Source organism: Curtobacterium sp. BRB10 (assembly GCF_031844325.1).
GTDB lineage: Bacteria > Actinomycetota > Actinomycetes > Actinomycetales > Microbacteriaceae > Curtobacterium > Curtobacterium poinsettiae_A.
Genome location: NZ_JAUZVA010000005.1, coordinates 357,445 through 381,420, shown reverse-complemented (window position 1 = coordinate 381,420; position 23,976 = coordinate 357,445). Strand labels below are relative to the sequence as shown.

Here is a 23,976-nt window from a genome sequence, read left to right as displayed (position 1 = left end):
CTGCTGGTGGACTCGGCGCCGTTCGAACGGCCCCATGAGTGGCGCGGGCCTCGTAGCGTGCGCAACATGCGTCGCATCGCGAGTCACACCAGGAGTGCCATCACCAGTCCGACCGGGCGTCCCGAGAGGACTGCCGAGACCGGTGACGGGTCTGCTTCGTGAATGGCAGCCCCGACGAGACGGCGCTGACCGCGAAGCAGCGTCAGCAGCTCGCCGCGATTCGTGGCATGGCGCGCATCCCGTTATCGGACCTGCGCGACCAGAGTCCCCCGAACCTCCAGGCCCTCTACGCCGAACTGCAGGACGGCCAGGCGCTGATCCCGGGCCTGAAGATGGGGCTCGGTGCTCTCACCGTCCAGCGTTGGGATCCCGCTTACGCGGCCAAGGGTTGGACGCTGTACGGTGCGGACCTCACGCTCGACATGGGGCACCCGTTCGGGTCGATGTTCTACCGCAACGACACCGACGGCCGTGTGCTGCGCATCGGTGTGAAGTGGCACCCGCCGGTGCAGCAACTCGAGTTCCCTGCCCTGCACCCATCGAAGCCGGAGCTCACGTCTGACTGCACGGCTGAGGAGGTCGCCGCGGTCGTGTTGGACGCGCGGAGTCGGATCGGGACTCTTGTCGCGATCAACGCGCAAATCGGGTCGTTCGTAGCCACCGAAGAGTCAGAGAACGCCATCCTCGACGCATCAGGGCTCGGGCTCGAGCGGCTCTCCGAAGACGACCCACGGTTGGCTGGCGATGCCTGAGCGTGGGGCGGCGCTGCGATTCGAGCCGGTGCCGTTGCGGCTGCTGTCGTTGTCGGCGCAGTTCGACGCCGGGATCTGGCCGACGTTGGCCGGAATGACGTTCACGAACTCCACCGGGCCGAAGATCCTGCAGCGGACCGTCAACGTCCGCACCAGCGAAGACGGGTGGGTGTTCACGCTCCTGAACGGAACACCATTGTCGGATCCTGCGGACCCGCTGCGTGAGGCAGCGACTCAAGTGATGGACGCACTGTCGAAGCTTCGTGCGGTGGGGCGTGGTCCTGAAGCGGCTGGTGCGGCTGATGTCTGACCGGCAGTGGGTGCGGACCATCCGGCATGAGCAGTCGATGCTGTCGCTGCCGTTCGGGCTTGGCTACACGATCGACATCACCGAGACCCTCACCGCCCTCGCTGCTGCCGGGCTGACCGCACGCGTGGAGACGTTCGACCGGCTCCGATTCGACGACGGCCGCACGGCGCTTCTCGCCACCCCGGACCCGACCACCACCGTCACCGACGGCGACGGCGGCGAGGGCCGGGTGGATGATGTGATCCTCCTGCCCGGCGGGTCCGAGGGCGGGGTGCTGTCACTGGTGCGCCGATACCCCGACCTGGTGGTCGTGAACGGGAAACGCGGGCGGGTGTGGGCTGACGGGCGGCAGCTGTCCGGCACGTCGATGCAACGGGAAGCGACCCCAGGGTGGCGGACCGTGTTCGCGATCGCCCGCGCCATCGCCATCCACGGCGGGGGTTCTCAGTCAATCGCGGACCGCATCGGCATTCCACTTGATGTTGTGCGTGCCGCGATGCCTGCTCTCGGGACACACGTGTTCTTCACGCCGATCGGGTGGGAAGCAGCCGATCGCGCCGCCCTGTGCGATTGGGCGCTGGCGGCCTACCCCGGTGTCGGTGGAATCCGGACCTGCTGGCGCCGCGACACCACCATCGACGAGCAGGCGGACCAGCTGATTGCGTTGGGTGGGGTGATGTCGGACCGGTGGGCGGCGCAGCAGTCCGGCGTACTCGTCCCGCCAGACCGATTGACCGCGTTCTTCGCCGAGCATCCCGACATGCAGGCGCTCGGCTACGAGCCCGCCACTATGAATGAGGCGACAGTGTCGGTCGTCATCCCGCAGGACACCACCGTCCTGACCGGCGCTGAGGGGTGCTGCGCGGACGACTTCATCACCGCGCACGTTCTCTACGAAGACAGCTGGGTGGCCGCGAACACGGATGCGGTGAACGGGCTGCGGCAGCTGCTGCACTTCAAGTCGGACCTTGCCCATGACCTTCGCTGGCACCCCGGCAGCGGTGAGGGCAGGGAGGGCTGATGCTGCAACTGCTGTCACTGACGTTGGCGTACGACGACACCCGATTCTTCGGCTCCGTCATGTTCACCGACCCCACCCACCCGGACGACAATCCCGCCGCGGTCCTGGTGGACCACACGGATGAACCGCCCTGGTTCCGGCTCACCAACGTGGACCCGGACGGGCAGGATCGTTCGGTCCCGGCGATGGTCGAGGCGGAACGCATCATGCGGTTCCTCCTCCGCTACACGCCCGAACGCATCGGCCGCACTCCCGCCGACTTCCCCCAGCCCTGATCCGCTCTGCTCACGCCCGTCCCTTTGGAGGTAGTTGCTGATGATGCATCTGGTGTCCCTGCATCTCTCGAACGACCGGATCCTCTCGGGGCATGTCCTCCTCGAGGACACCGAGAACCCGGACGCACACCTGGCGCAGATCCTTGTCCGCGCCGTGGATGTCGAGCCGGGGTATGAGCTCTACGACAGGACCAACACGGTCCTGTCGGACCTGACGGTGCCGGCGGTGCGGGAAGCGAACCGTATCGTGCAGACCCTCCTCATCCCCGCCTCCGAGATCGCGAAGCGGGAGAAAGCCGTTCGGGCGGTGATCCACTCCGGCTACTTGGAAGGGTCCCCCGACGACATGCCCTGGCAGTCGCAGCTGTGGATGTACGCCCGCGGTGAAGTCACCCGCGAGCAGCTCAGCGCCTACGCCGACGAAGGCAGACAGATCCCCCGTGCCCCCGACCACGGTGCTGTTGGTCCGGCGGACGTTCCCGAGGACTGGTGGCAGACCACACAGGCCCGAATCCGCCGGAACCTCCTGAACACGACCCTCACCGAACCCGAAGTCGCTGCGGCCCTGCAGGTCAGCATTGACGAGGTCGGGGAGCTGTTCGAGTCGTGCCGGCTGACGAGCTTCGACCTCGATGGCGAAGAACGCATCCCGGACTGGCAACTCGTGAAGCCCGCCCTCCCCGAGTTCGGCGACCCGTCCTCGCTGCTGCCAGGCCTTGACGTCCTCTACGCGGCAGCCCCGCAGCCGCTCCTCGACGCGGCAGCAATGACGGAGTTCATCACCACACCCTTGGACTTCCTCGCCGTCGACGACCGGATCCTGACCCCGCTCGACTGGATGCGGGAAGGCCGACCGCTGACGACGATCATCGCCCTGTTCCGCGGACGACGGTGGCGACCTTGACCAACCGGCCGGACCTGTTCCTCCTCAACGTCTCCTACGACGTCACCGGGGTGCACGGGCACGTGTTCTTCCGCGACCCGCCTAGCAGCGAGCTGCGGCAGGTCATCATCCGCAGCACCGACACCGGCAACATCTGCGAACCAGTACACGGGGACACCCGCGACGGGTGGGAACCGTTCCTCGAAGAAACCCGCTGGCTGATCGCCATCACCCGGCCCGACACCCCGGGAGAACAAAGCTGATGGGACTGAGGCTCGAATGGGTCGCCGCCGCATACGCCGGCCGGCCGCGGATCACGATGCCGTATGGGCTCGGTGACACCACCGACCTCACCGACACCCTCACCGTCCTGAAACTCGCTGGGCTTCGCGCGGTCGTGGAGACGCACGACACAATCCGCCTCCCCGACGGCCGCCGAGCACGCTTCCCGACCCTCACCCAACGCCCCCGCAACGACGACCCGACTGATGCGGAACTGCTCCTGCTGGCCCCGCGGACCGTGACTGCGACGCAGATCGCGCTCGCGGAGCAGACGGCGACGGTGCTGCTGGTCGACGTCGACCGGCGCCGCGTCTGGATCGACGGCAGACAAGCCCTCGGGACGAAGGAACGATGGAAGGACGCCGCCCCCATCTACGTCACCTTCGCCGTCGCACGGCTGCTCGCCGTCAACGGCTCCACCTTCGACAAGCTCGTGCAGGCCGGACTCACTGCCGGACAGGTAGATGACGCGCTCGCACGCCTCGGGAAGCGCGTGCACCGCACGGACATCGGGTGGGAGTCACGGCAGGTCGGTGGCCTCGTGGACTTCGCTATCGCCTGCTATCCAGGACCGGGCGGCGTCAGGACACGATGGACGTCCGACCTGCCGCTGGCCGAGCAGGCGGAACGGCTCATAGGTGCGGGCTGTCGCATCTCCGGGCGCGCCATCTCCGCCCGGCCCGGCTACCCCGCCATCAGTAGACGGGAGATGCCGTACCGGCTCGTCGCGTTCACCGAGGAAGAAGTTGACATGGCCGCGCTCGGGTTCGAACCCGACACGATCGGCTTCGCCGGCACCGAACTCATCCGGCCAGCGGACCCCGCGATCTTCCTCACCGCGGCCGCCGCCGGCTACACGGACCGCACCGACGACATCATCACCGCGAACACGATTCTCCGCGCCGACTACCGCAACGCCGACGACACAGCGTCCCTCGAGGAGGTGCGGAACCGGCTGCAGTTCCTCGCCGACATCGGCTACGACCTCCGCCACAACCTGCCCAACTGACGAGGACGCAGGGGAGTGCTCCTCGGTCAGCAACCGAGCACCGTCTCACTTCTGCGCGCCCGCAGACAAGTCCGACACGCGACTTTGAGTGGATCCGACACGCCGAGACGAAGATTCCACACTTGTGGATCGAGCGCGTCCACGGGTGTGGGGAAGTGTCGGTGGTCGGCCGTGGATGCTTGATGTTCCGGGATTACCCGAACTGTTCAGACTGTGGAAGACGTTGTGGAGAACTACACGGCTGTAACACTTCCATCAGACACAAGTGCGGCAGGGCAGTGGTCCGTCGTAGGATCGAGTTGAGGCCGAACACAGTTTCGAGCCTCGTAACGCAAGAACCTCCAGTCGATTCCGACTGGAGGCGCCAGCGGGACTGCATTCCGGATCTAGCTTGCCGGCACGGATCGGAAATCAGCCCTTACCACGAAAGTCAGGAACATGTCAACTCCCGCCCCTCATGGCTATCAGTTTAGGCCCCAACTGCCCACTTTGGCCAACATCCGTGCGCGCCTTGGGCGTGTCGAGTTGCGGATCTTGAAGCCCTCGCGATCCGTGATCACTGTGTCGCCTGACCTGCGAGCGATCATCGACTTGATGAAGTTCGCGGTTGCAGCCTACGTGGCTATCCGCTACAGCGTCGGGCTGTAACTGTCAAGTACCGAACGGTCTCGACTCCTCAGAGTCGAGGCCGTTCGGTGTCTACAGAGACGTGGCCGCGAACCACACGACATCAAGGACATCCACATGGACATCATCGGCGAGATCGCCAGCAGCGCCCGACCGCGGTAGGTCACCGTGGGCCACTTGTCAGCCGCCCGTCTGAAGGTTCACGCTCTGCGGGCCAATCGTCTACCCGCGGAGTGCGCTCCGATGCAGCAGCGCCGACTGGCGCATCTGCGGTCTGGCCATCACACGCTCCCCCGAGCCGACTCCCGCAGCGGCGACGACGCGGCCTCGCTCGAAGAAGTACGGAACTGGCTGCTGTTCGCCGCCGACACCAGCTACGACCTCCGCTACAACCTGCCCAGCTGACGAAGACCAATCGATTAGGTGGAAGTCACATCACCTTGCCATGGTGCTTCCCCGAACTGCGCCACACCCAGGCGGCGAGCTTGGTCTCGCCGCGACCGGCTTCCACCCAGACGGCGTCCCGAGTCAGGCGGTACGCATGGGCGTCACTTCGACGAATCAGGCGGTCGGGCAACTGGAACCACGCATGCACCGGCAACGACTTCGGCAGTTCGCGCATCTCCGTGCCACGGGCATCCTCCTTGAGCGAGAACGGCGAGCCGGGCAACCAACGATCCGAACGGAGACGACCCATGACCGCGACAGTAGGAGGCCGCACCTACGTTCGCATCCCGGGCCCTCATCGAGAACATCCCCGGGACCAGTCATGTGAGCAGCTTCGCTTTGTGTCGTCCTTCTGCCTTCGCTTTGTGTCGTGACCGCGTCCCGGTAGCTGGTGAATCAGCGGACAGTTCCGGCGGATGGTGCTGGCTGCGTCGAGTTCTTCCAACTCACCGTGAAGGCAATGGCAATGGCAATGAGGAGGACCGCGCTGACGAGTCCGGTGCCCGCGTCGAGGCCGCCTCGAGAGTGTGGGACGGCGATGTAGTCGGCGAAGGATGCGCCGATCGGTCGGGTGAGGACGTACGCGGTCCAGAACGCTGTGACAGGGCCGAGGACCGCTGTTGCCCGTGCGAGGACGACGACGATCATCGCGGCAACGAACACGAGGCCGCCGCTGAGGTAGCCGAGGTGGAAGGTGCTGGCGGCGAGGTCTCCGGCGGCGGTCCCCATTGCGAACGTGGTGATCACGGCGGCCCAGTAGAACAGTTGCCGGGGGATGCTGGTGATGGTGTGCACGTCGACCGTTCCCTCGACGCGACGCCACAAGACAAAGACGGCGACGAGCCCGGCGAGGAACACGGGCGTCGACACCGCGTAGGGGACGCCGAGCGCGACGTGGGTGACGTCGGCGACCATCGTGCCAAAGACTCCCACCATGGAAACGGTGCCCCAGTACAACCAGGGCCGGTATCGGTCCGCCCGCAGCTGGACGATGAGGATCACCGCGAAGAGGACCGCGGTGATCAGCACGGTCGGGACGGGGGCGAAGCGTGTGACGAGGAAGTCGGAGAGTGCTTCACCCATCCCGGTGGTGAGGACCTTGATCAGCCAGAACGATGCGGTGGGTTTCGGCACCCGGTTCAGCTCGCCTCGCGTGGTGTTCACTGCTCGCGAGCCGTCCGCTCAGCGGATGCGGGCGCGGATGCGGACGTGTCTCGGTTCTTCCGAGCGACGTGGCGGCGGAGTGCGCCGATGACGATCGGGAGGATCGAGACCAGGATGATGACGAACATCAGCGCGTCGATGTTGTGAGCGATGAGCGGGATGCCGCCGAGGAGCACACCGACAACGGTCAGGCCGCAGGCCCAGGAGATCGCGCCGATGAGGTTGAAGAGCAGGAACCGGCGGTAGTGCATCTGCGCGGTGCCGGCGGCGAGGGGGACGTAGGTGCGGACGATCGGGACGAACCGGCCGAGGACCAGGCTGAGGCCGCCCCACTTGGTGAAGAACGCCTCCGCTTCGTCGAGTCGAGCGGTGGTGAGGATGCGGGCGTCTTCCTTGAACAGGCGTCGCCCGAAGCGCTTCCCGATCCAGTAGCCGACCTGGTCGCCGGCGATCGCGGCGATCGCGGCGACGATGGCGACCTGCCACGGTGTCACACCGAGCGTGCTGCTGATGATCGCTGCGGTGACGAGGAGCGAGTCTCCGGGCAGGAAGGGGAACAGGACCCCGGACTCGATGAAGATCAGCAGCGCGATCCCGGCGAGGACGAACGGGCCGAACGCATGCAGCACGGAGGCTGCGTCGAACGACGCTCACTGCGAGCGGAACGGTGTGGAGCACGAGGTGCCTTTCACGGGACGGGCTGGTGCAGCCGCCGTTCGAGTCGACGGCGGCACCAGCGAACGGGGTCAGACGGTGAGTCGGCTCCGCTGCGCGGGTTCCTCGCGGCGGAGCCGGATCACGAGGAAGCTGATGATCGCGGCGATGACGACGAAGAACACGACGCTCGTGGTGACGGTCCCGATCCCGAGTCCGCCGTCCTTCGTGGACGCGGACAGCAGGTCACCGGTGGACGCGCCCGAGGGGACGGGTGAGGATGTATGCGATCCAGAAGCACAGGACAGGACCGCGACGGCCGATGAACCAGACCGCAGCGGTCAGGGCGATAGCGCCGGCGAAGAGCAGCAGGGACGGGAAGTACCCCAGGCCGGTCTGCTCGGCGATCAGGTCACCGGCAGCGGTACCGAGTGCGAACGTGAACAGGATCGCGAGCCAGTAGAACGCTTCGCGGCGGACCGTGTCGATGCTGTGGATCGACAGGGTGCCCTCGACGCGGTACCAGATCGCGAACACGACCAGCAGGGCGACGCCGAAGACGGTGGTGCTGACGGCCAGGGGGATGCCGAGGCCGTCGGTGAGGTTGTCGGTGACGCAGGTGCCAACGATGCTGATCAGCACCACGGTGATCCAGTACAGCGGCGGCCGGTAGCTGCGGGCACGGAACTGCAGCACCAGGAACACGGCCAGCGCGGCCGCCATGATCAGCGTTGTCAGCGGTAAGCCCAGACCGACGGTGTCGCTGAGGAGGTCAGCCGCGGTCTCGCCGACGGTGGTCGCGAGGACCTTGATGATCCAGAACGACGCGGTCGGATCAGGCACCTTGTTCGAGCGGCTCCGGGTTGGCATCGGCGCTGCGGGCGAGTGGGACATGGCGTTCTCCTCGTCGGGACGGGCCGTGCCGCGGTGTGCGGGACCGGCGATGCTCCGACGGTAGAAAGCGGCGCGCAAGACTCCACCAAGAATCACGCCTGACTGGTGGGGAGATCGGTTTCTTGGCCGTTCCTTGACCAGCGGCGGTGAGGATCCGTGCACCGGTGTTGCCATGAGTGAGGCAGGATCGAGCCAACACGGCGACGCCGGAACGCACCCCCTCGCGTTCCGGCGTCGCTTGTCCGGAAGGGGTCTCATGTCGGCAGGATGGCGGTCAACGGTCGCAGACAAGCTGGCTCGATGGTCGTTCCGGTCGAGTCCTGAGACCGACCCGGACCGGTTGACCTACCGACGGTCGGTGGTCGGGATTGCGCTCCGCGTCGCGGTCGTGTCAGCGGCGCTGGTGATCGCGATCATCGTCCTCGTCGTGACGTACGTGTTGTGGCAGCTGACACCGAACCAGCTCCACGAACGCCCCGGGCCGACCGACATCCACATCTACCTCGACACCATCGACCTGAGCATCGCGGTCATCGGCGTCGGTGGTCTCGCGATCATCCTCGCCGGCATCGCAGCATGGGTCATCGCCCGTCGAGCAGTGCGGCCGATCGCGGAAGCGGCACGGATGCAGCGCACCTTCGTCGCGGACGCCAGCCACGAGCTCCGCACCCCGTTGACGGTGCTCCATGCACGCGTGCAACGTCTGCAACGCATGACCCCGGCGCACGATCGGCGGCGCCCGGTCGTCGACGAGCTGCGTGGCGACACGCAGATCTTGATCAACATCGTCAACGACCTCCTCGAAGCAGCTGCAGGGTCGGGTGGCTCGGACGGCGCCGCTGACCTGAGGGCCGCGATGGAAGCCGTGCACCGCGACATGGACGTCCTCGCAACTGAACGGCAGGTGCACCTCGATGTCGACCCGGTCGACGCGGTGGTGCAGGTGTCGGAGACCCAGCTGCACCGCTGCCTGATTGCCTTGTCCGACAACGCCATCGGCCACACCCGGGCCGGTGGCAGCGTTCACATCACCGCGGTGACTAACGGTGGTCGCGTGACGATCCGCGTCGCGGACGAGGGCCCCGGCGTGGTCGGTATCGAGCCAGCACGGGTCTTCGACCGGTTCGCTCACGGCACCCCCGTCGAAGCGACCACGACAACCAGCACCCGCACGGGGTACGGCATCGGGTTGGCGTTGGTCCGCGACATCGCCGTCAGAGCCGGCGGCGACGCCGTCGTCGTCGTCGAGCACACCGATAGCAGCGGGACGGTCTTCGCACTCCGTCTCCCGATCACAGACGACCGCGCACCGGAACACGATCGGGAGGCCCGCGCATGATGCCGCGACTGCTGCTCGTCGAGGACGACCCCCGACTCGGGCCGCTGGTCGCGGACGAGCTGGCCGAGCAGTGGACCGTCACGCTCTGCGCCGACGGGGAATCCGCGCTCGAGACCGCAGACGCGGAGTACTTCGACGTCATGGTCATCGACCGTCGACTCCCGGGCATCGACAGCACCACGGTGATCGCGACCCTCCGACAGCGACGCATCAGCACCCCCGTGCTGATGCTCACCGCCCTTAGCGAGGTCCACGACCGTGTCTCCGGGCTGGACGCCGGCGCCAACGACTACCTCGTCAAGCCGTTCGACTTCGACGAACTCACCGCCCGGCTCCGCGCGCTCACCCGCGACTACACCGGCACCGGCACCAGCGTCGAGATCGGCGGGTGGGCGTTCTACCCCGAGGACCACAGCATCACCTCCCCCTACGCGGGACGGGTGATGCTCACCGAGAAGGAAACCGCGTTGCTCCGGCTGCTCGCGGGCGAACCATCCCGCGCGTTCACCCGGCAGCATCTGCTGTCCGCGGTGTTCGACAACGGCGAGCAGCTCGGCACGGTCGACACGTACGTCCACTACATCCGCCGGAAGACCGACCGCGACCTCATCACCACCATCCGCGGCGTCGGATACCGGCTCGGCACACCAGTCTGAGGCCACCGCTCAGTCATCGAAGAGGCCCTCGCGCTCAGCTTCCGAGGCCACTGCGAGTACAGCAGCTCCAACCGAACCGACGATCACCAGCAGCACGACGACCACTGCGCACACCAACCACACGCCCACGGGGAACCACCTCCGAGGCCACCCTCGCCGCTGCACACCAAGGAACGACCAAGTCTCAGCCTCAGCCCATGTCAGTGCGCTGACGTGGTGGGCCTGGTCGCGACTGGTGCCAACCACTGCGTCAGGCACACCGCGGTGCACGATCCGGCGGCCATGATCGCGGCGAGCACCACGATCTGGAACCGGCCGGCGTCCAGCGGCGACAACCCGCCGAACACCGCTCCGACAAACGCGCCGGGCAACGTCACCAACCCGGTCGTCTTGGTCTGATCTACCGTCGGCACGAGCGCCGCGCTGACCGCCCGACGCACCAGCCGTTCCGTCGCACGTCGAGGTGACGCTCCAAGCGCGAGCCACCCCTCGACCTCGTCCCACTGATCGGCCACGAGCTCCCGGAACCGCCGGCCGCTGATGGTCGCAATCGTCATCGCGTTTCCGATCACGATCCCACCGATGGCGAGGGCGTACCGAGGGCTGAACTCGACCGCACCCGTGCCGAAGACGACGCTGCCGGTCACCAGGACGCCGCACGCCATGGACACCGCCACCGGAAGTGCCATCGTGGACACGCTGCCGAGTCGACGCGCGGCAGTCACCACAGCGACGGAGAACATCATTAGGAGTGCCGCCCCGATCAGCAGCGGCGATCGGATGATTCCACTCAGCACCAGGCTGATCGCCGCCAGCTGTGCCGCGCCACGCACGATCGCGACGGCCGGCGCCCATGGCACTTCCGCCCGCGCCAGGACCAGCACCGCAGACGCGACCCCAAGGAGCAGCACTACACCGAGCAGCGCGTGCGTCAGCTGATCAGCCACGCGTGCTCCGAACACTCACGTCTGAACTGTAGGCCTCTGGCTCCGCGGCCCTTGCGGCACGACTGACCCCGACCGACCCTCCCACCGGTGTCCGATAGCCGATCCGGCGCGGTGGAAGGGGCGGGAAATCGGCGCGGCGGTGCATTCGATTCGGGTGCATACTGGTGGTGTCTTCGGACCCGGCAGTGGGGCTTGCCGGACCCAACTTCGACACTCGTCGACAACAGTCCCTATCTCAGCTGGTCGCGCTTCTGCGCGCCTGAGGTAGGGAGAAGACATGGGACAAGCAGTACCGACCGGCGCGGTCGTCGTCGGCGTGCGGGCCGGGCAGGTGCGTGACGTTGTGACGGTCGCGGCGCAGATCGCTGAACGCTTCACGGTTCCCCTTGTGTGCGTGACCGTCGACCCAGCGCTCCTGTCAGCCGGGAATCGAGCGGACGGGTCCGAGATCATCGAGCCGATCGATCCGGACTCGGCAGACGCCGGGCCGGCGGATCTTCCCGAAACTGACCGGGCCGTCATCGAGCAGATCGCCGCTGCTCGGTCGGTTCACGCCTCGGTGCTGGCGAAGGTCGGCGATCCCGCACGCGCGCTGGCCGCGGTCGCCGAGGAACGCGACGCGGTGATGATCGTCGTCGGCACCCAAACCGGTCGCCGGCGGATCACGGAGTTCTTCAACGGCTCGGTCGCGGCGCGACTCGCGCATCAGCAGCACCGTCCCGTCCTCGTGGTCCCCGTGAACCCCGTGGGGTTCGATGAACCGCTCCCGTGGGATGCGTCATGACGGGTGCACTGGTGCTCCTTCGGCATGGGGAGAGCACCGCGAACCAGGCCGGGACCTTCACGGGCCTGCTCGACGTGCTCCTCACCGCTCGCGGTGAGGAGCAGGCTCGACAGGCCGGTCGGCTTCTTGCCGTGCACCACGTGATCCCGGACCTGATCCTCACGTCGACGTTGCAGCGCGCCGTCCACACCGCGGACCTCGTCAGCGACGTCCTCGGTCGGGACATCCCGACCACCGCGGTGTGGGAGTTGAACGAGCGGAACTTCGGCGCGCTCACCGGGATGACCAAGGCGGCATCCCTCGCTGCGCTTGGGGACGCCGAGTACCTGCGGCTGCGCCGTTCCCGAGACGGCCGACCAGCACCGATGCCACTCCGGCAATGGCTCACCCTTCGTCGGAGCCCAGCCCTGCGGGGTCTTCCGCGGGCGGCGGTCCGGCGAACGCAATCATTCGCCGACGTCATCACCCGCATCCGCCCAGTGCTGCGCGACCGGCTCCTACCCGCGGTGGCGGCGGGGCGGACGGTGTTGGTCGTCGCGCACGGGAACTCGTTGCGGGCGCTCTGCGCCTGCATCGATGACCTGTCGGATGCGGAGCTGGCGGAGCTGAACCTGCCCACCGGGCAGCCCTTGCTGTACCGGCCGACTGGCGCCGGTTCGTTGCAGCCGCGGGGTGGGGAGTACCTCGACCCTGCAGCACATCACGCCGCGGCTCTCGTCGCGGCAGAAGGCGGAACATGACCACCCGAACGGACACCCCGATACTCGATGATCAGCTCCCATCCGACCCCGACGTCGATGTTTCCGATCCGCGACCGGTCATGCGGCCCGTGCACTTGCGGTGGCGCTACCTTGGCCTCGTCGCGCTCGGCGGTGCCGTCGGCACCGCGCTCCGCGACGTCATCAGCGGCCTCCTCCCCGCAGATGGTGGGGTGAGCTGGTCGATCTTCTGGATCAACATCACCGGCGCACTGCTGCTCGGTGTGCTCCTGGAAGCGCTCGCGCACCGCGGGCCCGACCAGGGCCGCCGTCGCGTCCTGCGGCTCCTCCTCGGCACGGGGGTCCTCGGTGGGTTCACTACCTACAGCACACTCGCCGAGTCCACCGCCGCGCTGTTCCTGGGCGGGCATGGCCTCGCCGGCACCGGGTACGCGCTCCTGACCGTCTTGTCTGGTGCGATCGCGACCGCCTGCGGGCTCGTCGTCGTGTCTTGGTTCCGTCCGCGGGAGGTGCGCGCATGAGCCCGCTCCTGGTCCTCGCCGTCGCGGCCGGTGGTGGGGTCGGCGCTGCCGGACGGTTCCTTCTCGACGGCCTGATCAACACGGGCCGGCAGTTCCGGCTCCCGGTCGGGACGTTGACGATCAACATCACCGGGTCGCTGCTACTCGGGATCATCGTCGGCGCTGCTACACACCTCGGCGCGGTGCCGGTCGCGGTCCTCGGGACCGGGGTGATGGGCGGCTACACCACATTCAGCACCGCCAGCTTCGAGACCGTCCGCCTCGCCCGCGGCGGCCGGATCAACGCCGCCGCCGTCAATGGTCTCGGGATGCTCGTCGTCTCCGTCGCCGCAGCGACCGCCGGCATCCTCCTCGGCGGTCTGCTGTGACCGCCACCCCACATCCTGAAACGGACCTCCCCATGCAGTTCGACGTCACGATCGAGATCCCCCGCGGCAGCGGCAACAAGTACGAAGTCGACCACACCACCGGCCGGATCCGGCTCGACCGGGCCGTGTTCACCAGCATGGTGTTCCCCCAGGACTACGGCTCCATCGACAACACCCTCGGCGAGGACGGCGACCCCCTCGACGCGCTCGTGCTCCTACCCCGCCCCACGTTCCCCGGCGTCGTGATCGACGTCCGCCCGGTTGGGATGCTCCGCATGGTCGACGAGAACGGCGGCGACGACAAGATCCTCGCCGTCCCCGCCGGCGACGACCGGTTCGAAGACCTGCAGGACATCAGCGACGTCCCGGAGCACACCCTCATCGAGATCGAGCACTTCTTCTCCCACTACAAGGAGATCGAACACGGCAAGCACGTCACCACCAACGGGTGGGCCAACCGTCCTGCTGCCGAAGCCGTTATCCGCACCGCACAGGAAGCCCACACCCGACACCCGTGATCCACGGGCCCCTTGACCGCCGCGGGGAGGCACTGGCGCTGAGTGATCGCCAGCAGGTCGTCCCCTCCGCCTCCCCGCGGCTTTCCCTTCCATCCGCACGACCACGACGCATGACCCGACCAGAAGGAGCGTCACCATGAACGACTACATCAGCGGCATCCACCACCACGGAGCCCACCAGGGCGAGTACGTCACCCACCACGACCACCCCGTCACCATCGACGCCGTCCACAGCACCCGCATCCTCGACTCCCGCGGCTACCCGACCGTCCGCGTCCTGCTCGAACTCGACGACGGCCGCACCGTCACCGGCGACGCCCCCGCGGGCGCATCCACCGGTGCCCACGAAGCCATCGAGCTCCGCGACGGCGGAACAGCGTTCGGCGGCCGCGACATCACCCAGGCGCTCCACCTGATCAACACCGACATTGCGGGCCTCCTCACAGGGCGATCGTGGTCCGCAATCGGACAGGTCGACGCCGCCCTCGCCGAACTCGACGGCACCACCGGGTACCGCCGGCTCGGCGCGAACAGCGTCGTCGCAACCTCCATCGCCGCATCCCGGGCGCTCGCACACGCCGCGGGCCTCCCGCTCTGGCAGTGGATCGCCGAGATCACCGGCTCGACGCCGCGGATGCCGGTCCCGCACTTCAACGTTCTCAACGGCGGCGCGCACGCAGCGAACAAGCTCGACTTCCAGGAGTTCATGATCGCCCCCGTCAACGCCTCATCGATGGCCGACGCTGTCCGCATCGGCGCGGACGTGTACCACGCCCTCGCGGGCCTGGTGCGGGACCGGTTCGGTAGCCTCGGCCTCGGCGACGAGGGCGGCTTCGCACCATCGATCGCTGCACCCGAGGAAGCGCTCGACCTGCTGGTCACCGCGATCCGCGCCGCAGGCTACGAGCCGGGCGTCGACCAGGTGGCGATCGCCCTCGATCCGGCCGCGAACGAGTTCTCCCTCGGAGACGGCTCGTATCGGATGCTCGACGACAGCCTCGACCGGGACGGGTTGGTCGACTACTACCGGCAGCTCATCGACACGTACCCGATCCGCAGCATCGAAGACGGGTGCGCTGAGGACGACTATGACGGGTTCCGCCGCATGCAGGCGGCGCTCGGTGACCGGATCCAGAACGTCGGCGACGACCTCTACGTCACCGACCCCCAACGCATCCGCGACGGCGGCGAGCAACACCTGACGAACGCGGCACTGATCAAGCCGAACCAGATCGGCACCGTCTCCCAGACCCTCGGCGCGATCGCCACCGCCACCAGCATCGGGATGGCCAGCATGGTGTCGCACCGTTCCGGGGAGACCACGGACACGTTCATCGCCGACCTCGTCGTCGGGACCGGCACTGGGCAGATCAAGTCCGGCGCACCCGCCCGCGGCGAACGGGTCGCGAAGTACAACCGGCTCACCGAGATCGCCGAGCAGCACCCGGATCTGCCCTACGGACTGATCTGACCACCGGCACTCGAGCTGCGAGCGGTGTCCAAAAACGCCGTGACAGCAGGCCCGGGGTGGCCCGACCAGATCGCACGCAGCGACCGGATCAGCGGCGGGCCGAGCAGCGGCACTCGGACGAGGGCACCGTCGGCGAGGTCCCTGCCGACGGTGCGGAGACTCATCACCGCCGGAGCGATGCCCGCTCGAGCGTTGGCCCGGATGATGCCCGTCGTCTCCAGTACCGCCGCTGGCGGAACGAGGGTGCGGCCCGCATCGTCGAGCCACGCCTCGACCGTGGCGCGGGTGCCGGACCCTTCCTCACGGAGCAGTAGCGGCGTCTCCGCGAGGTCATCCGCGGTGATGCTCGAAGCCCGCGCCCACGGATGGTGCGGAGCGACGACAACCACGAGTTCGTCCTCGTCGACCACCAGAGAGGAGAGGTCAGGTGGCGCAGCAGGGGTCTCCGTGAATCCGACGTCGGCAGCGCCGGAGCGAACAAGGTCGATCACAGCGGTGGAGTTGCCCGCGATCAATCGGACCGGCGCATCGGGCGCGGCAGCACGGTGGGTGAGCAACCATCCAGGCAGCAAGAGTTCGGCGATCGTCTGCGACGCTGCGACCACGAGGGATCCCGCCGGTTCTCGAAGCGCGACAAGTCCTGCTTCGAGCCGCTGCGACGCCTCCAACACCGGAACGGCCAGACCGAGCACCACCCGGCCGGCGTCGGTCAAAGCTGTCCCGGATGCTCTCCGGTGCGCCAGCGGCTGACCGATCGCCTGCTCCGCGGCACGCAGTCGCGCAGACACCGCCTGCTGTGTCACCCCCAACACTTCGGCCGCGCGGGTCAACGAACCGGTTTCCGCGACGCGGACGAGGACCTCGAGAGTGTCGAGGTCCAGGGTCCGGTCGGTCAGCCGTCGCAGTGCCACAAGCAAACATTGTGCCCCGCCAACGAGTTCGCCGTTCCCGAACCATGGGAAACACGCGCACGCTGGGTGCATGTCCGCTCACCTCGCCCATGCACCCGCACCCGCACGTTCCGAGCATGGTGTGCAAGAACGGCGGTTGTTCCGGGAGTTGGAGCGGCCCGGGCTGATCGTGTCGAACCTGACCCCGAACTGGTTCGCATCGATCATGGGGACCGGGATCGTCGCCGTCGCGGCTGCGTCGTTGCCGCTGCAGTTCCCAGGTCTGCGCACTGCGGCGACGGTCGTATGGGCGATCGCCGCGGTCCTGCTCGTCGCCCTCACGATCGCGACGGTGCTGCACTGGATCCGCTACCGGAGCACCGCAGCGAAGCACCACCTGCACCCGGTCATCTCCCACTTCTACGGGGCACCGCCGATGGCGTTCCTCACCGTTGGTGCCGGAACGATCCTGCTCGGCAAGGACTGGATCGGCCTCCCGGCTGCCGTCACCGTCGACTGGGTGCTCTGGAGCATCGGCACCATCGGAGGACTGCTCACGGCAGTGCTCGTGCCGTACCTGGCGTTCACCCGCCACGAGAACACGCCCGACTCCGCGTTCGGCGGTTGGCTGATGCCGATCGTCCCGCCGATGGTGTCCGCCTCCACCGGTGCGCTCCTGCTGCCGTACGCTCCCGCCGGGCAGGCGCGGGAGACGCTGCTGTGGTCCTGCTACGGCTTCTTCGGCCTCAGCCTCATCACGTCGCTGGTGGTGATCACGCTGATCTGGAACCGTCTCGCGCAGCACAAGGTCGGCGCCGCGGGCATGGTCCCGACTCTGTGGATCGTCCTCGGGCCGGTCGGACAGTCGATCACCGCCGTGAACCTCCTCGCATCGAACGCCCCCACCGTTGTCGATGCGAGTACCGCGCATGCCCTGCTGGTCGTGGCGCTGGTGTACGGGTTCGCGATGCTCGGCTTCGCGCTGCTGTGGACCGTCATCGCCCTCGCGATCACCATCCGCACTGCCCGAGAGCACTTGCCGTTCAGCCTGACCTGGTGGTCCTTCACGTTCCCCGTCGGGACCTGCGTCACCGGCCTGAACGGCCTGGCCCTGCACTCCGGACTCACCGTCGTCGCCGTCCTCGCAGTTGTCTACTACGTCGGCCTCGTCGCCGCGTGGATCACCGTTGCCGTCCGCACCTTCCACGGCTCCGTCATCCGAGGCACCCTCCTGGCACCGCCACAGCCGGCGTGAGCACCGCCGAGGAGCTCGCGGACGAGCTCGCGGACGTTCGATCGCTGAACGCCCTCGCCGAGACATGGCGCACCGCACCGGACGGCTCGCGACGGTTCGTCCCGAGCTTCGACCCACGATCCGGCGGCACATCAAGCCGCGTGCTGGTCCTCATGCAGTCGCCCGGCCCGCAGACCATTGCCGCCGCGCACGCGGCGGTCTGCAGCGAGGACAACCCGGGCCCGACCGCGGCCGCGTTCCGCGCAGCCCGCATCGAGTCCGGACTCGCACGCAACGAGTACCTCCGCTGGAACCTCATCCCCTGGGAAGTCCCCGGCCGCGTACGACCTGCGGACATCGACGAGGGGCGACGCGCCCTCGGAGCTTTGCTCGAGGCGCTCCCCGTGCTCGACGCCATCGTCACTTACGGGACCGTTGCCCTTGACGGAGTCATGCGGCATCTCACCCTGGACGAGCACCCCAGACTCATACCCGTCATCGCGGCGCCACACCCCTCTCCCGCCAACGGCCGCCACCGCGCGGAACAACAACGACGTTCCGTGCAAGCACTCCAGCTTGCCGCACTGAAGCGACCGGTGTAGCGAATACGAACGATTCCGCTACAACCGTCCGTTCCGACGGAACGCCAGGGTGTGTGAGCAGCCCAGTCATCTGAGTGTGAGCAGCTGCGCTTGGTGTCGGCTTTTGGGCGGCATTCGGTGTCGCTATGAGGCGGTCGCTTTAGTCGTCATCGTCGTCTTCCACGAGTTCGCCTTCCCACGCCTCGCGTCCTTCGTGGATGGCGAAGAGGGCGATGACGAATCCTGCAACGGGGTCGAGCCAGGCTGCGCCGGTGAGGGTGTAGAGGAGGAGTCCGATGAGGGTCGCGACGCTGAGGAGGACACAGATTCGAGTTTCTGCCGCGTCGGCGAGGATGAGCGGGTCGTCGAGCTTCTTGCCGACTCGGGTCTTGAGTGCGGCGAGGACCGGCATGACGATGATCGAGAGGACCAGCAGCACGATGCTGACCGGGGAGGTCTCCGGTGTTTCGTGGGTGATCAGGCTGCGGATGCCATCGATCACGACGTAGGCGGCGAGGAGGAAGAACGTCACGGCGACGAACTTCAACGTGCGTCGCTCCTTACCCTCGTCCGCTTCGCCGTGGCGGAGCCTGGCGGCGAGGCGGATGCCCACCAGCACGGCGACGATCGATTCGATTCCGGAGTCGATACCGAACCCGATGACGGAAACGAGTCCCGCGGCGATCCCAGCCGTGATGGCGACGATTCCTTCGAGGACGTTGTATGCGACGGTGAACTGCGCGAGGCGGAGCCCTCGTCGGGTGAGCTGCTCCGTTTCGGTTTCGGTGAGCGTGCTCATTCGCCAGCCCTCGCGTCCGAGCCATAGGTGCCGCAGAGATCGACTTGGTAGCCGGTGGCCTGCAGCAGTGTCTCCGCGGACTCGAGGAGGTCCATCAACTCCGGACGGGCGAGGCTGTAGAACACTTGCCGGCCCTGCGCCCGCCCCTCCACGAGTGCGCAGTCGCGAAGGCACGCGACGTGCTCGGAGAGGGTCGATTGGGCAAGACCGAGCTCCGCGACGAGGTCGCTCACGCGAGCTTCCCCGTGGCGGAGTCGGCGCAGGATGCGCAGCCGGGTCGGGTCTGCGAGAGAGTGGAACAGCGATACCGCGGCAAGATCGCCCCGCGCTTCTACGATCGGCATATGCCGATGATATCGGCGTAGCGCGGTTCGTGCGTTCAAGGTCGGCCATTGGTTCTGGGGCGGTGCTTGCTCGATCGTGACCATGGGGATGCCGCCGTCGACCATGCGTTGCAGCGGGCTGCACCTGGGTGTTAGAGGAGCGTGACGTACTGGCCGATGTGTGCGCCGACCGTGTACATCAGCGATGACCACAGTCCGGTGACCATGAGGACACCGATGAGGATCAGCGTGCCACCACCGATCAGGTTCACGGTCCGTAGGTGCCGTTTAACGCGGCTGATCGCGGTGGTGGCCCAGGTGGTTCCAAGGGCGAGGAGGAGGAAGGGGATGCCGAGTCCGAGGCAGTAGGCGATGCCGAGCAGGACGCCGTTCCAGGTGCTCGCGGCTTGCAGGCTCAGCAGGTTGATCGCGGTGAGGGTCGGGCCAAGGCAGGGGGTCCAGCCGAGCCCGAACACGATCCCGAGCAGGGGTGCGCCGGCGATGCCGGTGGCCGGTTTCCATCGTGGTTTGAGGGTGCGCTGCAGGATCCCGAAGCGGCCGATGAACACGAGTCCCATGATGATGACGAAGCCGCCGAGGATCTGCGTGAGCAGGTCGCGCCAGCGGATCAGCCAGAAGCCGGCGGCGCCGAATGCGGCGGCGTAGGCGACGAAGATGACGGTGAAGCCGAGGATGAACAGGAGCACGCCCAGGGTGAGCGTGCTGCGGCGGCGTTGCTCTGCGACACCGCCGATGAAGCCGAGGTACCCGGGGACGAGTGGGAGGACGCATGGTGAGAGGAAGGACACCAGCCCGGCCAGGAGTGCGACCGGCACGGCGATCAGGAGCTGTCCGCTGAGGATCGCTTCCGCGAAGGGGTTCCCGTTCACGCTGATCGCTCCGTGGGCGCGGGCTCGTCCTTGTGCCTGCCCGGCATCAGGAAGCGGATCGCGAATCCGGCGATCCCCAGGGTGGCGAAGATGTCGGCGACGTTGAAGATGGCGAACCAGTCGATGTTGATGAAGTCGACGACTTCGCCGGTGAGTGGCCCGGACTCGGCGCGGGTGATGCGGTCCCAGAGGTTGCCTGCGGCGCCGCCGACGGCGACGCTCATCAGCCCAGTGGCGAGCATGTCGGCGCCGCGCACGGCGCGCACGACTGCCCACGTTGCCAGGCACAACGTCAGGGCGATGATGCCGAGTGCGAGCGGCGGCCCCATCTCGCTGCCGAGGCTGAAAGCGACGCCTGGGTTGAACACGAGCTGGAGGGTCGCACCCGGAGCCAGCTCAATTGTGCGCGACGGGCCGAGGCCGGACAGTGCCCACGCTTTGGTGAGCTGGTCGATGGTGAGCGCGGCCGCGGCGATCAGCAGCACCACGACCACTCGGATGCTTGCTCTCACGAGAGCACGTCGATGAGGCGCACGATCACGCCGGACTCGATCAGGATGTAGAGGCCCAGGCCCGTGAACACGGCGGGCACGAGCCAGTGCTCGATCTTCTCGAGGGCTTCCGTGACGGTCTTGTTCGTCCCCACGAAGCGAGCCACGAGGCACCACACCGCGACGAGCACGAGGAACACCGCAATCGTGACCACGGTGTCCGGGATCGGGGTCGTCCGGAACACCGGCGTGTAGAGGGAGATGTTGTCGGCGCCGTTGGCGATGGTGATCCCGGCGACTCCGAGGACCCCGCCGGCGCGCACTGCCGAGTCGTCGTCATCGTCGTCGTCATCACCGCGTCGTCGCAGAGCACGGACCAACCCCACCAGACCAATACCCAGGGGGATGAGCCCCAGCAGTCCCACCCACTTGTCCGGAACGATGGTGAGCCCCGCAGCAGTGAGGACACTGATCGCGACGAGGGCGATGAAGCCGGCGTACTGACCGACGACGACCTTCCACCCCGGCAACGTTCCACGCGTCGATGCAAGGAACAGAACCGTCAGGACCACGACGTCATCGATGTTGGTGGCAGCAAAGAGACCCACCGCCGCCGCAATCGTGCCGATCATCGGTTCGACTCAACAAGCGGCGGCCGAGACACGGGAACCATCATCCGGCAAGTGATCGTCATACGCCGATCATATCGGTATCGACCGATGATCGGCGACGTGCAGCCGGCCGGCTCTCCACAACGCTGCCGCCGGCCCGGAGGCGATCGTCGGCGCGCGATCGGATGGTTGCCGCGGAGCGGGCTGAGTGGGCGCCGCTCACAAGGTGCGCCCGGCATTCGTTGTAAGCCAGGCAATGGGGTCGATTGGGGTGCTGCTGCCGAGCATGACCTGCAGGTGCAGGTGGGCGCCGGTGCTGGCGCCGGTGTTGCCGACGAGGCCGACGAGCTGCCCGACGGCGACGCTCTGCCCGGCATGCAGCGGTGACGAGCCGAAGATCATGTGCGCGTAGAGGGTGGAGATGGTCTGACCGTCGATCTGATGGTCGATGATGACGTACTGGCCGTACTCCGGGTGGGTGCCCGAGATTCGGACGGTGCCGGCGGCGACGGCGCCGATGGGGGTGCCGGCGCCGGGGGTGATGTCGGCGCCCTGGTGGATCGACGAGCACGCCGCGCACGGGGCGAGGCGGGGGCCGAACGGGGAGCTGACCCGGATGCTGCCGGCGACGGGCCAGCGGATATCGCCGGCGCCGGTGTTCACGATCGTCCCGGTGGGCGCGACTGCAGCCGTGCTACCTGCCGCTGCTGTGGCGCTGTTCGTGGTGCTGGTGGTCGTCTTGGTGATCACGGGCTTCACGGCGGGCTTGGTGACGGTGTAGCCGTCCCGGTCAACGGTCACGGTCAGCCCGGTCGCGGTGAAGCTCTGCCCGGTAGCGGACGGGGTGCCGCCGGGCACGGTGACGGCGGGGCCGGTAGATGCCTGCGCGGGAAGCGCCGCGGCGGTGAACAGCGCCATCGCCGCAGCAGCACCGGTCAGCGGAATCGCCGCCAGCGCCCGGGATCGGAACGTCCGCGTCGGAGCCGGCGCGGCCACCGTCACGGCGGGCAGCGGCGGCCGACTCACGACAGCGGGGGTCCGGCGGATGCGGGGCGTCCGCGGAGCGGGGGGTGTGGCGCGTTCTGCGGCGAGGGCTTCGCGGCGCGTCAGCGGCGTTGCAGTGGGGGTGTGGGGGTGCTGCTGGGGCACAGGCAGGCTCCAAGAAAGACGGCGGACGGGGATGAGCACGTCAGAAGAAACAGGGCCGCTCGGCGGGGTGCTCGAGCGGGAGAGGGGGAAAGCCGGTCGCGGATCGCGGCAGGGAGGGGGGACACCGCCGCGACCCACGGCCGGGGTCACATCGACGCGAGCATGTCCTTCATCTGGCTGATCTGCTCGGTCTGGCTCGACACGATCGACTTCGCCATCGCGACCGCGTCGGTGTTCTTGCCCTTATCGACTTCGGTCTTCGCCATGTCGACAGCGCTGGTGTGGTGCTCGACCATCTGCTGCAGGAACAGCTTCCCGGCGTCCGCCGGGGAGGCACTGTCGAGGGCGTTCATATCGGCGTCGGACATCATCCCGCCCGACATGGAGGAGTGATCCATCCCGGACATGCTCGACATCTCCGTGGGCTCGCCCCAGGCCTTCAACCAGCCGGTCATCGTCTTGATCTCCGGTGCCTGCTCGGCCTTGATTTGCTTCGCGAGCGTGACGACGTCGGGGTCCACGTCGGAGCCCTTGGCGAGGAGCATGTCGCTCATCTCGATGGCCTGCTTGTGGTGCGGCAGCATCCCCTGCGTGAACGTCACGTCCTGGTCATTGTGCGTCGACGAGGACGACGAGGACGACGAGGAGGAGTTGTCCGAGGAGCCGGCGTTGTTGGTGGAGCATCCGGCGAGGGTGAGGCCGATGGTGAGGGCGGCGGTGGCCGCGAGGGTGCGCGTGATGGTGGTGTTCATGGATCCGTTCCCGTGATGCGTCAGGTGTTCCGGGCAGGCGAATACCTGCCCGTGTTCTGGGCATGCGAGAGCTTCCGAAGGGAGCGCTCCCGCCGGGGATGGATCAGATACGGATGATCTGCAGCGCCGTCAGTGATGGCGGCTTGGGTGCCGCGACGCGGCGTGCGACACGGTCCCCGAGGGCGAGGAGGCGTGCGAGGACGTAGAGGACCCCGCCGTTCCGGGTGCGCAGAAGCGCCCACGCGAACAGGGCGATCGTCAGCGCGCAGGCCATCCCCATCAGGGAGCACATCAGCGCGCACAGGCCGCCATCGCAGCCAGCATCACTGAGCACGCTCACCACCGCGCCAGCCGGCGCGGCAGCGTGCTCGGCTGCGTCGCTGTGGGTGTGCTCGGCCGTCATGGCGGTCATGGCGTGCTCGCCGGTGGTCGCGTGGCCGAGCATGCTGTGCATCAGGACCGTGAACCCGACCAGCAGCAGCAACGCCAGCACCGCCGTGGCCTGCAGCAGCAGGCGGCGGCGCGTGGTGTTCGCGGTGGTGAGCATGCGGATCCGTACTGATGACTGGTCGGGGTGCGGGTTCTATGGTGCAGGACGAGCGCTGAGAGGACAAC

General features: G+C 67.6%; 32 protein-coding genes and 1 pseudogene. 18 read left to right on the top strand and 15 right to left on the bottom strand.

The window, feature by feature from the left end:
* Positions 1-158: 158 nt before the first annotated feature.
* The 8 genes from Q9R26_RS13360 to Q9R26_RS13325 all read left to right on the top strand — a co-directional run bounded on the left by Q9R26_RS13360 (position 159) and on the right by Q9R26_RS13325 (position 5,564).
* Complete coding sequence (locus tag Q9R26_RS13360) at positions 159-752, top strand: hypothetical protein (protein WP_079238242.1); 594 nt, start codon at positions 159-161, stop codon at positions 750-752.
* Positions 745-1,062, top strand: a complete 318-nt coding sequence (locus Q9R26_RS13355) for a hypothetical protein (protein WP_058741009.1) — start codon at positions 745-747, stop codon at positions 1,060-1,062. Before Q9R26_RS13360 ends, Q9R26_RS13355 begins: the two co-directional genes overlap by 8 nt.
* Entirely contained in the window at positions 1,028-2,083 is a 1,056-nt protein-coding gene (locus Q9R26_RS13350; RefSeq protein WP_079238241.1) for a hypothetical protein, read from the top strand. Before Q9R26_RS13355 ends, Q9R26_RS13350 begins: the two co-directional genes overlap by 35 nt.
* A complete protein-coding gene (locus Q9R26_RS13345) occupies positions 2,083-2,358 on the top strand; it encodes a hypothetical protein (RefSeq protein ID WP_071295108.1) in 276 nt (91 codons plus the stop codon). The genes Q9R26_RS13350 and Q9R26_RS13345 overlap by 1 nt, the downstream gene beginning before the upstream one ends.
* 40 nt (positions 2,359-2,398) lie before the next feature.
* Positions 2,399-3,262, top strand: coding sequence for an antitoxin VbhA family protein (locus tag Q9R26_RS13340; protein ID WP_079238240.1), 864 nt, complete (start codon positions 2,399-2,401; stop codon positions 3,260-3,262).
* On the top strand, positions 3,259-3,504 hold the full coding sequence (locus tag Q9R26_RS13335) for a hypothetical protein (protein ID WP_141399070.1): 246 nt from the start codon (positions 3,259-3,261) through the stop codon (positions 3,502-3,504). Before Q9R26_RS13340 ends, Q9R26_RS13335 begins: the two co-directional genes overlap by 4 nt.
* Entirely contained in the window at positions 3,504-4,532 is a 1,029-nt protein-coding gene (locus tag Q9R26_RS13330) for a hypothetical protein (protein WP_079238238.1), read from the top strand. The genes Q9R26_RS13335 and Q9R26_RS13330 overlap by 1 nt, the downstream gene beginning before the upstream one ends.
* Before the next feature lie 870 nt (positions 4,533-5,402).
* Entirely contained in the window at positions 5,403-5,564 is a 162-nt protein-coding gene (locus Q9R26_RS13325) for a hypothetical protein (protein ID WP_158521907.1), read from the top strand.
* 25 nt (positions 5,565-5,589) lie between these two features.
* Here Q9R26_RS13325 and Q9R26_RS13320 read toward each other — a convergent pair whose 3' ends face one another.
* The 5 genes and pseudogenes from Q9R26_RS13320 to Q9R26_RS13305 form a co-directional block, all read right to left on the bottom strand.
* Complete coding sequence (locus Q9R26_RS13320; protein ID WP_079238237.1) at positions 5,590-5,856, bottom strand: hypothetical protein; 267 nt, start codon at positions 5,854-5,856, stop codon at positions 5,590-5,592.
* A 146-nt stretch (positions 5,857-6,002) separates the two neighbouring features.
* On the bottom strand, positions 6,003-6,740 hold the full coding sequence (locus tag Q9R26_RS13315; RefSeq protein WP_311227523.1) for a hypothetical protein: 738 nt from the start codon (positions 6,738-6,740) through the stop codon (positions 6,003-6,005).
* Between the two features lie 26 nt (positions 6,741-6,766).
* Positions 6,767-7,399 (bottom strand): DedA family protein, encoded by a 633-nt coding sequence (locus tag Q9R26_RS13310; RefSeq protein WP_079238236.1) that lies wholly within the window; start codon positions 7,397-7,399, stop codon positions 6,767-6,769.
* Positions 7,400-7,615: 216 nt separating this feature from the next.
* Positions 7,616-7,666, bottom strand: a pseudogene (locus tag Q9R26_RS18620) (hypothetical protein); the annotation flags it as partial.
* A gap of 4 nt (positions 7,667-7,670) precedes the next feature.
* Complete coding sequence (locus Q9R26_RS13305) at positions 7,671-8,318, bottom strand: hypothetical protein (protein WP_202818728.1); 648 nt, start codon at positions 8,316-8,318, stop codon at positions 7,671-7,673.
* Positions 8,319-8,676: 358 nt separating this feature from the next.
* Here Q9R26_RS13305 and Q9R26_RS13300 point away from each other — a divergent pair, with 358 nt between their 5' ends.
* Positions 8,677-9,657, top strand: a complete 981-nt coding sequence (locus Q9R26_RS13300; RefSeq protein ID WP_158521906.1) for a HAMP domain-containing sensor histidine kinase — start codon at positions 8,677-8,679, stop codon at positions 9,655-9,657.
* Entirely contained in the window at positions 9,654-10,313 is a 660-nt protein-coding gene (locus tag Q9R26_RS13295) for a response regulator transcription factor (RefSeq protein ID WP_079238234.1), read from the top strand. The genes Q9R26_RS13300 and Q9R26_RS13295 overlap by 4 nt, the downstream gene beginning before the upstream one ends.
* 200 nt (positions 10,314-10,513) lie before the next feature.
* On the opposite strand, the gene Q9R26_RS13290 is transcribed toward Q9R26_RS13295, so the two are convergent.
* The gene (locus tag Q9R26_RS13290) at positions 10,514-11,260 is read right to left on the bottom strand and encodes an ABC transporter permease (protein ID WP_079238233.1); all 747 of its coding nucleotides are present in this window, start codon (positions 11,258-11,260) and stop codon (positions 10,514-10,516) included.
* Between the two features lie 277 nt (positions 11,261-11,537).
* On the opposite strand from Q9R26_RS13290, the gene Q9R26_RS13285 reads away from it, so the two are divergent.
* From Q9R26_RS13285 to eno, 6 genes are all read left to right on the top strand, one after another.
* Positions 11,538-12,044, top strand: a complete 507-nt coding sequence (locus Q9R26_RS13285) for a universal stress protein (protein ID WP_079238232.1) — start codon at positions 11,538-11,540, stop codon at positions 12,042-12,044.
* Complete coding sequence (locus Q9R26_RS13280) at positions 12,041-12,784, top strand: 2,3-diphosphoglycerate-dependent phosphoglycerate mutase (protein ID WP_079238231.1); 744 nt, start codon at positions 12,041-12,043, stop codon at positions 12,782-12,784. The genes Q9R26_RS13285 and Q9R26_RS13280 overlap by 4 nt, the downstream gene beginning before the upstream one ends.
* A gap of 80 nt (positions 12,785-12,864) precedes the next feature.
* Entirely contained in the window at positions 12,865-13,284 is a 420-nt protein-coding gene (locus tag Q9R26_RS13275) for a CrcB family protein (RefSeq protein WP_246328677.1), read from the top strand.
* Positions 13,281-13,652 (top strand): CrcB family protein, encoded by a 372-nt coding sequence (locus tag Q9R26_RS13270; RefSeq protein ID WP_079238230.1) that lies wholly within the window; start codon positions 13,281-13,283, stop codon positions 13,650-13,652. The genes Q9R26_RS13275 and Q9R26_RS13270 overlap by 4 nt, the downstream gene beginning before the upstream one ends.
* A gap of 32 nt (positions 13,653-13,684) precedes the next feature.
* Positions 13,685-14,170 (top strand): inorganic diphosphatase, encoded by a 486-nt coding sequence (locus Q9R26_RS13265; RefSeq protein WP_079238229.1) that lies wholly within the window; start codon positions 13,685-13,687, stop codon positions 14,168-14,170.
* 136 nt (positions 14,171-14,306) lie between these two features.
* A complete protein-coding gene (eno, locus tag Q9R26_RS13260) occupies positions 14,307-15,641 on the top strand; it encodes a phosphopyruvate hydratase (RefSeq protein WP_079238228.1) in 1,335 nt (444 codons plus the stop codon).
* Here the strand turns inward: eno and Q9R26_RS13255 are convergent.
* Positions 15,626-16,552, bottom strand: a complete 927-nt coding sequence (locus Q9R26_RS13255) for a LysR family transcriptional regulator (RefSeq protein WP_079238227.1) — start codon at positions 16,550-16,552, stop codon at positions 15,626-15,628. The genes eno and Q9R26_RS13255 overlap by 16 nt on opposite strands.
* Positions 16,553-16,688: 136 nt before the next feature.
* Between Q9R26_RS13255 and Q9R26_RS13250 the strand changes: the two genes are divergently transcribed.
* Both Q9R26_RS13250 and Q9R26_RS13245 read left to right on the top strand, forming a co-directional pair.
* Entirely contained in the window at positions 16,689-17,786 is a 1,098-nt protein-coding gene (locus tag Q9R26_RS13250; protein WP_254700853.1) for a TDT family transporter, read from the top strand.
* Positions 17,783-18,367 carry a uracil-DNA glycosylase family protein gene (locus tag Q9R26_RS13245; protein WP_079238225.1) on the top strand — a complete coding sequence of 195 codons (585 nt, stop codon included), beginning with the start codon at positions 17,783-17,785 and terminating at the stop codon, positions 18,365-18,367. Before Q9R26_RS13250 ends, Q9R26_RS13245 begins: the two co-directional genes overlap by 4 nt.
* 139 nt (positions 18,368-18,506) lie before the next feature.
* On the opposite strand, the gene Q9R26_RS13240 is transcribed toward Q9R26_RS13245, so the two are convergent.
* From Q9R26_RS13240 to Q9R26_RS13205, 8 genes are all read right to left on the bottom strand, one after another.
* Positions 18,507-19,145 (bottom strand): cation diffusion facilitator family transporter, encoded by a 639-nt coding sequence (locus Q9R26_RS13240; protein ID WP_079238224.1) that lies wholly within the window; start codon positions 19,143-19,145, stop codon positions 18,507-18,509.
* On the bottom strand, positions 19,142-19,489 hold the full coding sequence (locus tag Q9R26_RS13235; protein ID WP_079238223.1) for a helix-turn-helix transcriptional regulator: 348 nt from the start codon (positions 19,487-19,489) through the stop codon (positions 19,142-19,144). The genes Q9R26_RS13240 and Q9R26_RS13235 overlap by 4 nt, the downstream gene beginning before the upstream one ends.
* 131 nt (positions 19,490-19,620) lie before the next feature.
* Complete coding sequence (locus tag Q9R26_RS13230) at positions 19,621-20,358, bottom strand: cytochrome c biogenesis CcdA family protein (protein WP_099051938.1); 738 nt, start codon at positions 20,356-20,358, stop codon at positions 19,621-19,623.
* Positions 20,355-20,846 (bottom strand): signal peptidase II, encoded by a 492-nt coding sequence (locus tag Q9R26_RS13225; protein ID WP_158521905.1) that lies wholly within the window; start codon positions 20,844-20,846, stop codon positions 20,355-20,357. Before Q9R26_RS13225 ends, Q9R26_RS13230 begins: the two co-directional genes overlap by 4 nt.
* 20 nt (positions 20,847-20,866) lie before the next feature.
* Complete coding sequence (locus tag Q9R26_RS13220; protein ID WP_079238222.1) at positions 20,867-21,481, bottom strand: cadmium resistance transporter; 615 nt, start codon at positions 21,479-21,481, stop codon at positions 20,867-20,869.
* A 198-nt stretch (positions 21,482-21,679) separates the two neighbouring features.
* Entirely contained in the window at positions 21,680-22,486 is an 807-nt protein-coding gene (locus Q9R26_RS13215; protein ID WP_123937981.1) for a M23 family metallopeptidase, read from the bottom strand.
* Positions 22,487-22,755: 269 nt separating this feature from the next.
* Positions 22,756-23,361: a DUF305 domain-containing protein gene (locus tag Q9R26_RS13210; protein ID WP_079238220.1), complete on the bottom strand. Its 606-nt coding sequence runs from the start codon at positions 23,359-23,361 to the stop codon at positions 22,756-22,758.
* A 103-nt stretch (positions 23,362-23,464) separates the two neighbouring features.
* Complete coding sequence (locus Q9R26_RS13205; protein ID WP_096897504.1) at positions 23,465-23,908, bottom strand: hypothetical protein; 444 nt, start codon at positions 23,906-23,908, stop codon at positions 23,465-23,467.
* Positions 23,909-23,976 lie beyond the last annotated feature (68 nt).

What these genes read in the sequence shown, in the direction of transcription:
- Q9R26_RS13355 (WP_058741009.1), top strand. Translation starts at nt 745, where the DNA reads ATGCCTGAGCGTGGGGCGGCGCTGCGATTCGAGCCGGTGCCGTTGCGG.
- Q9R26_RS13345 (WP_071295108.1), top strand. Translation starts at nt 2,083, where the DNA reads ATGCTGCAACTGCTGTCACTGACGTTGGCGTACGACGACACCCGATTC.
- Q9R26_RS13340 (WP_079238240.1), top strand. Translation starts at nt 2,399, where the DNA reads ATGATGCATCTGGTGTCCCTGCATCTCTCGAACGACCGGATCCTCTCG.
- Q9R26_RS13330 (WP_079238238.1), top strand. Translation starts at nt 3,504, where the DNA reads ATGGGACTGAGGCTCGAATGGGTCGCCGCCGCATACGCCGGCCGGCCG.
- Q9R26_RS13325 (WP_158521907.1), top strand. Translation starts at nt 5,403, where the DNA reads ATGCAGCAGCGCCGACTGGCGCATCTGCGGTCTGGCCATCACACGCTC.
- Q9R26_RS13320 (WP_079238237.1), bottom strand. Translation starts at nt 5,856, where the DNA reads ATGGGTCGTCTCCGTTCGGATCGTTGGTTGCCCGGCTCGCCGTTCTCG.
- Q9R26_RS13305 (WP_202818728.1), bottom strand. Translation starts at nt 8,318, where the DNA reads ATGTCCCACTCGCCCGCAGCGCCGATGCCAACCCGGAGCCGCTCGAAC.
- Q9R26_RS13295 (WP_079238234.1), top strand. Translation starts at nt 9,654, where the DNA reads ATGATGCCGCGACTGCTGCTCGTCGAGGACGACCCCCGACTCGGGCCG.
- Q9R26_RS13285 (WP_079238232.1), top strand. Translation starts at nt 11,538, where the DNA reads ATGGGACAAGCAGTACCGACCGGCGCGGTCGTCGTCGGCGTGCGGGCC.
- Q9R26_RS13280 (WP_079238231.1), top strand. Translation starts at nt 12,041, where the DNA reads ATGACGGGTGCACTGGTGCTCCTTCGGCATGGGGAGAGCACCGCGAAC.
- Q9R26_RS13275 (WP_246328677.1), top strand. Translation starts at nt 12,865, where the DNA reads ATGCGGCCCGTGCACTTGCGGTGGCGCTACCTTGGCCTCGTCGCGCTC.
- Q9R26_RS13270 (WP_079238230.1), top strand. Translation starts at nt 13,281, where the DNA reads ATGAGCCCGCTCCTGGTCCTCGCCGTCGCGGCCGGTGGTGGGGTCGGC.
- Q9R26_RS13265 (WP_079238229.1), top strand. Translation starts at nt 13,685, where the DNA reads ATGCAGTTCGACGTCACGATCGAGATCCCCCGCGGCAGCGGCAACAAG.
- eno (WP_079238228.1), top strand. Translation starts at nt 14,307, where the DNA reads ATGAACGACTACATCAGCGGCATCCACCACCACGGAGCCCACCAGGGC.
- Q9R26_RS13240 (WP_079238224.1), bottom strand. Translation starts at nt 19,145, where the DNA reads ATGAGCACGCTCACCGAAACCGAAACGGAGCAGCTCACCCGACGAGGG.
- Q9R26_RS13235 (WP_079238223.1), bottom strand. Translation starts at nt 19,489, where the DNA reads ATGCCGATCGTAGAAGCGCGGGGCGATCTTGCCGCGGTATCGCTGTTC.
- Q9R26_RS13220 (WP_079238222.1), bottom strand. Translation starts at nt 21,481, where the DNA reads ATGATCGGCACGATTGCGGCGGCGGTGGGTCTCTTTGCTGCCACCAAC.
- Q9R26_RS13210 (WP_079238220.1), bottom strand. Translation starts at nt 23,361, where the DNA reads ATGAACACCACCATCACGCGCACCCTCGCGGCCACCGCCGCCCTCACC.
- Q9R26_RS13205 (WP_096897504.1), bottom strand. Translation starts at nt 23,908, where the DNA reads ATGCTCACCACCGCGAACACCACGCGCCGCCGCCTGCTGCTGCAGGCC.